This is a genomic window from Bradyrhizobium sp. PRIMUS42, assembly GCF_023006515.1.
Classification (GTDB): Bacteria; Pseudomonadota; Alphaproteobacteria; order Rhizobiales; family Xanthobacteraceae; genus Bradyrhizobium.
The window spans coordinates 1-8,665 of record NZ_JALBGZ010000226.1 but is presented as its reverse complement, the minus strand read 5'-3'; the positions used below and the strand labels follow the sequence as shown (position 1 = coordinate 8,665).

Genomic DNA, 8,665 nt, shown 5'->3' with positions numbered 1-8,665 from the left:
GGCCTCGCGCTGGGCCGCGGCGCCCGCGCCATCGTGCTGACCAACCAGAAGGGCGCGGTGCTGGAATTGACCGGCACGCAGGTCGGGTTGATGGCGAATGCCGATCTCAGCGGCCTCGCGATCACGATGCGGTAGGTCGAGGTGCCGTAGGGTGGGCAAGGGCGCGCAAGCACCGTGCCCACCATTCGTCAGTGATAGATACAGATCGTGGGCACGCTTCGCTTTTGCCCACCCTACGAGAGTGACGCTGCGGTGAACACCGCAAGCTGCGCATCGAACGCCCGCCGGAACGCCGGCCGCGCCTCGCCGCGGGCGACATAGGCGGCGATAGCGGGATACTCGTCCAGCAAACCCGATGTGTTCAGCCGCCGCAGTACCGTCACCATCATGAGATCGCCGGCGCTGAAGGCGTCGTCGAGCCAGTCGGCATTGTCGAGGCGGCGGGAGAGTTCGCCGAGCCTGACGCGGACGCGATCCTGCAACATGGGCAGGCGCTCCGCGTACCACCTCTTGTCGCGCTCGAACAGCATGGCCATGGTGAGCTCGACGATCGGCGGCTCCACCGTGCTGAGCGCGGCGAACATCCACGCGATCGCGCGGCTCTTCGCATTGGCATCCTTCGGCAGCAAGCCATCGTGGCGCTCGGCGATGTGGAGCACGATCGCGCCGGATTCGAACAGCGCGAGATCGCCGTCCTCATAGGTCGGGATCTGCCCGAACGGATGCAGCGCGCGATGCGCGGGCGCCTTCATCGTCTCGAACGAGACCAGGCGAACGTCGTAGGGCTGGCCGACCTCCTCCAGCGCCCAGCGGACCCGCATGTCGCGCGCCTGTCCGCGGCCGCAGTCGGGGGAGTTTTCGAACGCGGTGATGGTGGCGGGCATGTGGGGTTCCGGGTTGATTGCACTTTGTACCCTAAGGACGAACGACGGTTGCGGATTCCGACATCCTGCCGCGTCCTTGTAGGCTGGGTTAGCGGTCACATGCGCGGTCCATCAACACGTAACGGCGCAAGGCGTAACCCACCACCTTGGCGTCAGCGGAGCCAGCGCCATTGGTGGATGACACGTCCGCCTTCGCGGCGGACAAGTGGCCTGATCCACATTACACTTGCTACAATGCAGACACTCCGCTCCGGAGGAGGTTCAAGATGGCCATCAACAAGGACAAGATCGACGACGCCGCGCTGGCCTTGCTTTATCTCACCCTGCACGACGGCTATCGGGCCTGGAAGGGCTTTGATTGGGGCGTGCTCGGCCGCCTGCATGACAAGGGCATGATTGACGATCCCGTCGGCAAGGTGAAATCCGTGGTGTTCACGCCCGAAGGCCTCGAACGCGCAAAGAGGCTCTTCAAGGAATTGTTCGATGAATGAGGTCTTGCCGATGAATCGGGAACAGTTGGCCGCGGCCTATGCGGCGGCCGGCCGCCACTATCACAATCTCTCGCATATCGAGGATTGCCTGGCCGCGCTCGCGCGCGTCGAGGGTCTTTCTGCCGCCGAGCGCGAGACGCTCTCGGAGGCGATCTGGTGGCACGACGTCGTCTACGACCCGACCCGGTCGGACAACGAGGAGCGCAGCGCGGAACTCGCCGAACAGCACGTCCGCACCGAGCTTCGTCAGGAGGTCGGCCGTCTGATCCGCCTGACCAAGACGCACGACGTCGCCGCCGGCGATCGCCTCGGGGCGATCCTGATCTCGATCGATCTCAGCATTCTCGGTACTGATCCCGCACGATATGGCGCCTATGCCGCCGCGATCCGCCGCGAATTCATCCATGTCGGCGAGGACGACTACCGCGTCGGCCGCGCCCGGGTGCTCCGCCACTTCGCGGCGCGCGAGGTGATCTTTCCCGATCCCGACTTCGCCGCCACCTTTGACCGGCAAGCCCGCGCCAATCTCGCGCGCGAGCTGGCGTCGCTGAGCTGAGGCAATGGTGGTGCGTAGGGTGGGTTACCCTACGGATCTACGAAGCACGGCCGATCCGCGCCGGTCAGTGTTGTAGGGTGGGCAAAGGCGCGCTCTTCGCGCGCTGTGCCCACCGTTCCACCGGATGCGTGGAGATGGTGGGCACGGCGCAAGAGCGCCTTGGCCCACCCTACGCCGCGATCCATGCAGCAAGCTCGCGCCACGGCTCCAACGTCCAACTCCCCGACGCCGCACCCGACGGCGACGGCAGCACGAAGATCTCGGGCAGGCTCTCGTCGCGCTGCTGCCGCCCCAGCGAAATCCCGCTCGACGGCCTGCCGTAAAACAGGCTCGCCGCTTTCTTGCTCGTGAACGCAATCGTCCGCGGCCGATACTTCTCCATCTTCGCCCTGAAGCCCGCCACGTCGATCGTCTCCGCCGCGATCTGGTGATCCATCCCCGCGCCCGTCTTGGAGAGATCGGTGAAGCCGATCCCGAGCGCGATCAACTCCGCAAACTCGCCCGGCTGATAACGCCGCGGCGTGATGCCGGCCTCATGGATCGCGCGCCAGAAGCGGTTGCCGGGATGGGCGTAGTAGTGCCCGAGCTCGGCCGAGCGCGTCGAGGCGGCGGTGCCGACGAAGACGAGGCGGAGGTTGGAACGGAGCTGGTCGGGGAGGCGGTGGAGAGAGGGCTTGGGCATCTTAACTGATGGCTACCATCTCCGCTGCTTTGATCCTATACCTCGGCGATGACCCGCGAAGAATTGGTTGCCGCCTACGCGGCGCCCGGCCGCCACTATCACAACCTCGCGCATATCGAGGATTGCCTCGCTGCGCTCACGAGGGTGGACAGTTTCTCTGCGAACGAGCGCGAGATCCTGACGGAAGTGATCTGGTGGCACGATGTCGTCTACGACCCGACCCGGTCGGACAATGAAGAGCTGAGCGCGCAACTCGCCGAACAGTACGTCCGCGCCGATATCGCCCACGAGGTCGGCCGCCTGATCCGCCTCACCAAGTCACACGAGGTCAAGCCCGACGATCGCCTCGGCGCCATCCTGATCTCGATCGACCTCAGCATCCTCGGCGCAGAGCCGGCACGCTACGACGCCTATGCCGCCGCCATCCGGCAGGAGTTCATCCATGTCAGCGATGCCGATTACCGCGCCGGCCGCGCCGCAGTGTTGCGCCGGTTCGCCGCCCGCCCGGTCATCTATCCCGATGCCGGCTTCGCCGCGAAGTATGATCAGCGCGCCCGCGACAATCTCGCGCGCGAATTAGCGTCGTTGAGCTGAGCAGCGTAGGGTGGGTTGGCCGCTCACAAGCGCGGTCGTGCAACACGCGCCGGCGCAAGGCGTAACCCACCACTCCTGGAGAGGCTCTGGATGCCAAGCGGTGGATTACGCTACGCTAACCCACCCTACGGGATCGCGGCATTTCTTCGTTCGTCTGAGAGAACAAAACGATGGGTATCAGAGCTTTCGTGTTCGATGAGCGTGCTGCACCGGAGCATGTTGACTATCACGATTGGATACAGCGAGAAATTGAGGGCGATCCAAGAGGCGATTGGAGCAAACCGGAAACGTCGTCACCTCCATTGCGGAAGTGGTTCGACGACATGCGTAGTTCCTTTCCGTTGATAGGGGATGCGCATCCGGATGACGCTTTCGGTACGGAGTATGGCTTCTACAAGAATGCAATCGACGTTGTCTTTGCGAGTTCCGTTGGCGAAGAGGCGGTCCTACGGGCTTGGAAACTTGCCGACAAGCATGGTTTGCGTCTCTCGGTCGGCGGTGAGTTGCTGCCTCGGAAGGCGCCGAAGACGAGCAGCGACTTCCACGTTACGGCTCTGCATGGCAGCCGACCTGATACGCTCAGGGCAGTGCTTGATGTTTGTTTCGTCGTTTTTGACCCCGATATCGCACATGTTGCTCCCAGCGGGGCAAGGATGTGGGTCCTCGAACAACTTCAAGCGGCGCCGTGGAGTAAGGATCGATCGATCTTGACGGGGGATCGGTTACGACGATGGCTCGATCAGTATGAAAGTCGAAATCTGGATGAGTTGGTTTCGGAGATGCGTTTTTATCGTGATCTGATTTTCATGCGCGTCGAGAAGAGGAACAGCAGCTCGATGGTCTCACCGACGATGGAGCTCGCGCATAAATTTAGCTTGCCCTTAGAAATCTATGTGGACATCGCATAGGGGCCTCTCCGGCCAAAATAGATGGCCGGGCTCTCGCCCGGCCTTTGCTTTCCGATGGATGCCCGGTCAAGCCCGGGCATGACGGGCGAAGACAAGCTCACAGCACCCGATTGCTCTCCTTCACCTTCTCCGCATCCAGATACACGCTTGAGCCCATCTCCTTGAACTTCGCGCTCATCTGCTTCATGCCGTCCTCGGCCGTCCCGCTCAAGGACATGCCGATGCTGTTCGGGTCGTTCAGCGTCGCCGCATAGTCCCGCACATCCTGGGTGATCTTCATCGAGCAGAACTTCGGTCCGCACATCGAGCAGAAATGGGCGACCTTGTGGGCTTCCTTCGGCAGGGTCTCGTCGTGGAAGTTTTTCGCGGTGTCGGGATCGAGGCCGAGGTTGAACTGGTCGCTCCAGCGGAAGTCGAAACGGGCGCGGGAGAGGGCGTCGTCGCGCAGCTGTGCGGCCGGGTGGCCCTTGGCGAGATCGGAGGCGTGGGCGGCGATCTTGTAGGTGATGACGCCGACCTTGACGTCGTTGCGGTCGGGCAGGCCGAGATGCTCCTTCGGCGTGACGTAGCAGAGCATGGCGCAGCCGAACCAGCCGATCATGGCAGCACCAATGCCTGAGGTGATGTGGTCATAGCCAGGCGCGATGTCGGTGGTCAGCGGTCCAAGCGTGTAGAACGGCGCTTCGCCGCATTCCTTGAGCTGCTTGTCCATGTTGATCTTGATCTTGTGCATTGGCACGTGGCCGGGGCCCTCGATCATGACCTGGCAGCCCTTGTCCCACGCGATCTTCGTGAGCTCGCCGAGCGTCTCCAGCTCCGCGAACTGCGCGCGGTCGTTGGCGTCCGCGATCGAGCCCGGGCGCAGGCCGTCGCCGAGCGAGAACGAGACGTCATACTTGCGCATGAGGTCGCAGATCTCGTCGAAATGCGTATAGAGGAAGCTCTCCTTGTGATGCGCCAGGCACCACTTCGCCATGATCGAGCCGCCGCGCGAGACGATGCCGGTGACGCGGCTGGCGGTGAGGTGGATGTATTGCAGGCGCACGCCGGCGTGGATGGTGAAATAATCGACGCCCTGCTCGCACTGCTCGATCAAGGTGTCCTTGTAGAGCTCCCAGGTCAGCTGCACGGGATCGCCGTTGCACTTTTCCAGCGCCTGGTAGATCGGCACCGTGCCGATCGGCACGGGCGAATTGCGCAAAATCCATTCGCGGGTGGTGTGGATGTTGCGGCCGGTCGACAGGTCCATCACGGTGTCGGCGCCCCAGCGGATCGCCCACACCATCTTCTCGACCTCCTCCTCGACGGAAGACGTCACCGCCGAGTTGCCGATATTGGCGTTGATCTTGGTCAGGAAGTTGCGGCCGATGATCATCGGCTCGAGTTCGCTGTGGTTGATGTTGGAGGGGATGATGGCTCGGCCGCGCGCGATCTCGTCGCGCACGAACTCCGGGGTGATGAAGGCGGGCACCGATGCGCCGAAGCTTTCGCCGTCGGCGAGGGCGGCTTCGGCGCGCTCGAGCTGCTGCTTGCGGCCGAGATTTTCGCGGGCGGCGACGTAGACCATCTCCTTGGTGATGATGCCGGCGCGGGCGAATTCGAGCTGGGTGATCTTGTGGCCGTCGAGACCGCGCAGCGGCTTGTGATAAGCGCTGAACGCGCGCGCGGCCTTGTCGGTGGAGACGCTGCCATTGTCTTCCGGCTTGATCTGGCGGCCCTCATATTCCTCGACGCCGCCGCGCTCCAGCACCCATTGCTTGCGGCTGCGCGCCAGGCCGGCATTGACGTCGATGGTGACGCTCGGATCGGTGTAGGGGCCCGAGGTGTCGTAGACCGGCAGGTTGGGCTCGCCGGCGCCCTCGGAGAGAATGATCTCGCGCAGGGGCACGCGCAGATCGGGCGCGGCGTCGGGCGATGCGAAGATCTTTCGCGAGGACGGCAGCGGGCCGGTGGTGACGGCGGGGACGGTCTTGTCGGGGTTGGAGCGGATGTTCATGGGATCCTCCGTTGAATATGATTATCGCGTCGTCGCGTGCTGTTCGTAATCCTGAGGCGCGAGCACTTGCGAGCCTCGAACGATGGAGCCGGGCCGTCGCCCTTCGAGGGCCGCTAAAGGAGCGGCCACCTCAGGGTGACGGATAATTGTTTGCTCCGTCATTGCGAGGAGCCCTTGCGACGAAGCAATCCAGACTGTCTCCGCAGAGGGATTCTGGATTGCTTCGCTTCGCTCGCAATGACGGGTGGAGAGAGTTTCGGTCACGCCGCCTCCTTCGAGCCGTCGAGCCATTGCCGCACGCGGGCATCGGGGTCGGCGTTCTGCGTGACGTCGGACACCACCGCGATCGAATCCGCGCCCGCGGCAAAGATCTCCGCGGCGTGCTCGAACTTGATGCCGCCGATCGCGACCAGCGGGATGGCGCCGATGCGCTTCTTCCATTCGGTGATCTTCGGAATGCCCTGCGGCTCGAAGCGCATCGATTTGAGCGTGGTGAAGAAGATCGGGCCCAGCGCGACGTAGTCGGGCTTTGCCGCCAGCGCGGTTTCAAGCTCGGCGTCGTCATGGGTGGAGATGCCGAGCGACAGGCCGGCTTCGCGGATCGCTTTCAGGTCCGCGTCGGCGAGATCCTCCTGGCCGAGATGCAGGTATTTCGCGCCGGCGACGACCGCCGCGCGCCAATAATCGTTCACGACCAGCCTGGCTTGCGTGCCCTCAGTGATCGCCAACGCGTCGGTGACGATTTGCAGCGCGTCGGCGTCGTTGAGTTCTTTCGCACGCAGCTGGATGGTGCCGACGCCGAGCTTGGTCAGGCGTTCGACCCATTTCAGGCTGTCGACGACAGGATAGAAGCGATCAGGATACGGCATGCCAGAACGGGGTCCCAACGACAGGGGTGGAGGGGGAGGCGAAGTCGCGGGCGTTCATCAGCCCGGCTTCATAAGCGGTGCGGCCGGCATCACAGCCGAAGCGGAAGGCATTGGCCATCGCGACGGGATCTGCCGCTTTGGCGATCGCGGTGTTGAGCAGCACGGCGTCGAAGCCAAGCTCGAGCGCCTCTGCCGCGTGGCTGGGTGCCCCGATGCCGGCGTCGACCACCAGCGTGATGTCCGGCAGCCGTTCGCGCAGCAGCTTGAGCGCATCGCGATTGGTGATGCCCTTCGCGCTGCCGATCGGAGCGGCCCATGGCATCACCACCTTGCAGCCGGCATCGACCAGGCGGTTCGCAACCGAGAGGTCCTCGGTGCAATAGGGGAATACTTCAAAGCCGTCCTTGATCAGGATGGTCGCGGCCTCGACCAGGCCGACGACGTCGGGCTGCAGCGTGTCGTTGTCGGCGATCACTTCGAGCTTGATCCAGGACGTGCCGAACAATTCGCGGGCGAGCTTTGCGGTCGTCACCGCCTCGCGCACCGTGCGGCATCCCGCGGTGTTCGGCAGCACGGTGACGTCGAGCTCGCGGATCAGATTCCAGAACGCGTCGCCAGTTTTGCCGCCGGCGGATTCGCGCCGCAGCGACACCGTGACGATGTTCGAGCCGGAAGCACGGATCGCGGACTGCATGATCGCAGGCGAGGGATAGAGCGCGCTGCCGATCAGCAGGCGGGAGGCGAAGGTTTTGCCGTAGAAGGTCACCATGGCTTCAATTTCCTTGCAGGCAACAAGCGAGGACCGTCATCCTGAGGTGCGCGCTCTTGCGCGCCTCGAAGGATGACAGCCGCGTGCGTGGGCCATCCTTCGAGGCGAGCCGAAGACGGCTCGCACCTCAGGATGACGACGGAGTTCGTGGCGGCAAATATCACCTCACCCTCCCTGCCGCGGCGTGATGATCTCGATCTCGTCGCCGGCCTTGAGCGGCGTCTCGGCCCAGCGGCTTTTCGGCACGACGTCGTAGTTGAGCGCGATGGCGAAATGGGTGCCCTCGTAATCGAGCTCCGAGAGCAGCGCGTCGACGCTTCCCGAGTTCACCTCGCGCTGCTCGCCGTTGACGATCACAAGCATTGCATCACCTCGTTGTCGATCTGGCCGCGCTCGACATAGGTCAGCGTCAGCTCGGCGAGCGCGGGCGCGATCAGGAAGCCGTGGCGGTAGAGGCCGTTGATGCTGATCCTGCGGCCGCGAATGCCGATGCGCGGCAGATTGTCGGGATAAGCGGGCCGCAACCCCGAGCCGAATTCGACGATGCGGGCTTCGCCGAACGCCGGATGCACGGTATAGGCCGCGCCGAGCAGCTCCAGCGCGGAGCGGACGCTGACGCCGGTGTCCTCGGCCTCGATCGAGGTCGCGCCCAGCATGAACAGATTGTCCTCGCGCGGGATCACGTAGAGCGGCCAGCGCGGATGCATCAGCCGCACCGGGCGCGCCAGCTGCACCTCGGCGGTCTCGATCAGGATCATCTCGCCCTTGACGCCGCGAAGCTCCGGCTGCTCGTCGCGCGCACCGAGGCCGCGGCAGTCGATCACGATGCCGTCAGGGTCCTTTGCGAGATCGTCGACGGTGACGTCGCTTTCGAACTTGATGGTGCCGCCGGCGGCGCGGATGCGCTCGTGCAGCT

General features: G+C 64.1%; 11 protein-coding genes. 4 read left to right on the top strand and 7 right to left on the bottom strand.

Translation table 11 applies throughout. The features are described 5' to 3' along the window. Positions 1-233: 233 nt before the first annotated feature. Positions 234-884, bottom strand: a complete 651-nt coding sequence (locus tag MOV75_RS18150; protein ID WP_246927598.1) for a glutathione S-transferase family protein — start codon at positions 882-884, stop codon at positions 234-236. Positions 885-1,150: 266 nt separating this feature from the next. On the opposite strand from MOV75_RS18150, the gene MOV75_RS18145 reads away from it, so the two are divergent. Together MOV75_RS18145 and MOV75_RS18140 are read left to right on the top strand one after the other, a co-directional pair. Beyond that, complete coding sequence (locus tag MOV75_RS18145; protein WP_246927600.1) at positions 1,151-1,375, top strand: DUF6429 family protein; 225 nt, start codon at positions 1,151-1,153, stop codon at positions 1,373-1,375. A gap of 10 nt (positions 1,376-1,385) precedes the next feature. Continuing rightward, complete coding sequence (locus tag MOV75_RS18140; protein ID WP_246927637.1) at positions 1,386-1,931, top strand: phosphohydrolase; 546 nt, start codon at positions 1,386-1,388, stop codon at positions 1,929-1,931. 169 nt (positions 1,932-2,100) lie between these two features. Here the strand turns inward: MOV75_RS18140 and MOV75_RS18135 are convergent, their stop codons facing one another. After that, positions 2,101-2,613, bottom strand: coding sequence for a mismatch-specific DNA-glycosylase (locus tag MOV75_RS18135; RefSeq protein WP_246927601.1), 513 nt, complete (start codon positions 2,611-2,613; stop codon positions 2,101-2,103). Between the two features lie 48 nt (positions 2,614-2,661). Between MOV75_RS18135 and MOV75_RS18130 the strand changes: the two genes are divergently transcribed. Next, entirely contained in the window at positions 2,662-3,207 is a 546-nt protein-coding gene (locus MOV75_RS18130) for a phosphohydrolase (protein ID WP_246927604.1), read from the top strand. Positions 3,208-3,377: 170 nt separating this feature from the next. Further along, on the top strand, positions 3,378-4,115 hold the full coding sequence (locus tag MOV75_RS18125; protein ID WP_246927607.1) for a hypothetical protein: 738 nt from the start codon (positions 3,378-3,380) through the stop codon (positions 4,113-4,115). 97 nt (positions 4,116-4,212) lie between these two features. Here the strand turns inward: MOV75_RS18125 and thiC are convergent, their stop codons facing one another. The 5 genes from thiC to MOV75_RS18100 form a co-directional block, all read right to left on the bottom strand. Next, positions 4,213-6,111 (bottom strand): phosphomethylpyrimidine synthase ThiC, encoded by a 1,899-nt coding sequence (gene thiC / locus MOV75_RS18120; protein ID WP_246927610.1) that lies wholly within the window; start codon positions 6,109-6,111, stop codon positions 4,213-4,215. Positions 6,112-6,371: 260 nt separating this feature from the next. After that, positions 6,372-6,980, bottom strand: coding sequence for a thiamine phosphate synthase (locus tag MOV75_RS18115; protein WP_246927622.1), 609 nt, complete (start codon positions 6,978-6,980; stop codon positions 6,372-6,374). Beyond that, positions 6,967-7,749, bottom strand: coding sequence for a thiazole synthase (locus tag MOV75_RS18110; RefSeq protein ID WP_246927625.1), 783 nt, complete (start codon positions 7,747-7,749; stop codon positions 6,967-6,969). The genes MOV75_RS18115 and MOV75_RS18110 overlap by 14 nt, the downstream gene beginning before the upstream one ends. Before the next feature lie 165 nt (positions 7,750-7,914). Then, positions 7,915-8,112 carry a sulfur carrier protein ThiS gene (thiS, locus tag MOV75_RS18105; protein WP_246927628.1) on the bottom strand — a complete coding sequence of 66 codons (198 nt, stop codon included), beginning with the start codon at positions 8,110-8,112 and terminating at the stop codon, positions 7,915-7,917. Next, positions 8,103-8,665 (bottom strand): FAD-dependent oxidoreductase (locus MOV75_RS18100; RefSeq protein ID WP_247006311.1); only part of this gene is annotated, 563 nt, incomplete at its 5' end. The genes thiS and MOV75_RS18100, both read right to left, overlap by 10 nt.

Bases quoted from the DNA above. Each gene is read 5' to 3' on its own strand.
- MOV75_RS18150 (WP_246927598.1), bottom strand. From the start codon at position 884: ATGCCCGCCACCATCACCGCGTTCGAAAACTCCCCCGACTGCGGCCGC.
- MOV75_RS18145 (WP_246927600.1), top strand. From the start codon at position 1,151: ATGGCCATCAACAAGGACAAGATCGACGACGCCGCGCTGGCCTTGCTT.
- MOV75_RS18140 (WP_246927637.1), top strand. From the start codon at position 1,386: ATGAATCGGGAACAGTTGGCCGCGGCCTATGCGGCGGCCGGCCGCCAC.
- MOV75_RS18135 (WP_246927601.1), bottom strand. From the start codon at position 2,613: ATGCCCAAGCCCTCTCTCCACCGCCTCCCCGACCAGCTCCGTTCCAAC.
- MOV75_RS18130 (WP_246927604.1), top strand. From the start codon at position 2,662: ATGACCCGCGAAGAATTGGTTGCCGCCTACGCGGCGCCCGGCCGCCAC.
- MOV75_RS18125 (WP_246927607.1), top strand. From the start codon at position 3,378: ATGGGTATCAGAGCTTTCGTGTTCGATGAGCGTGCTGCACCGGAGCAT.
- thiC (WP_246927610.1), bottom strand. From the start codon at position 6,111: ATGAACATCCGCTCCAACCCCGACAAGACCGTCCCCGCCGTCACCACC.
- MOV75_RS18115 (WP_246927622.1), bottom strand. From the start codon at position 6,980: ATGCCGTATCCTGATCGCTTCTATCCTGTCGTCGACAGCCTGAAATGG.
- MOV75_RS18110 (WP_246927625.1), bottom strand. From the start codon at position 7,749: ATGGTGACCTTCTACGGCAAAACCTTCGCCTCCCGCCTGCTGATCGGC.
- thiS (WP_246927628.1), bottom strand. From the start codon at position 8,112: ATGCTTGTGATCGTCAACGGCGAGCAGCGCGAGGTGAACTCGGGAAGC.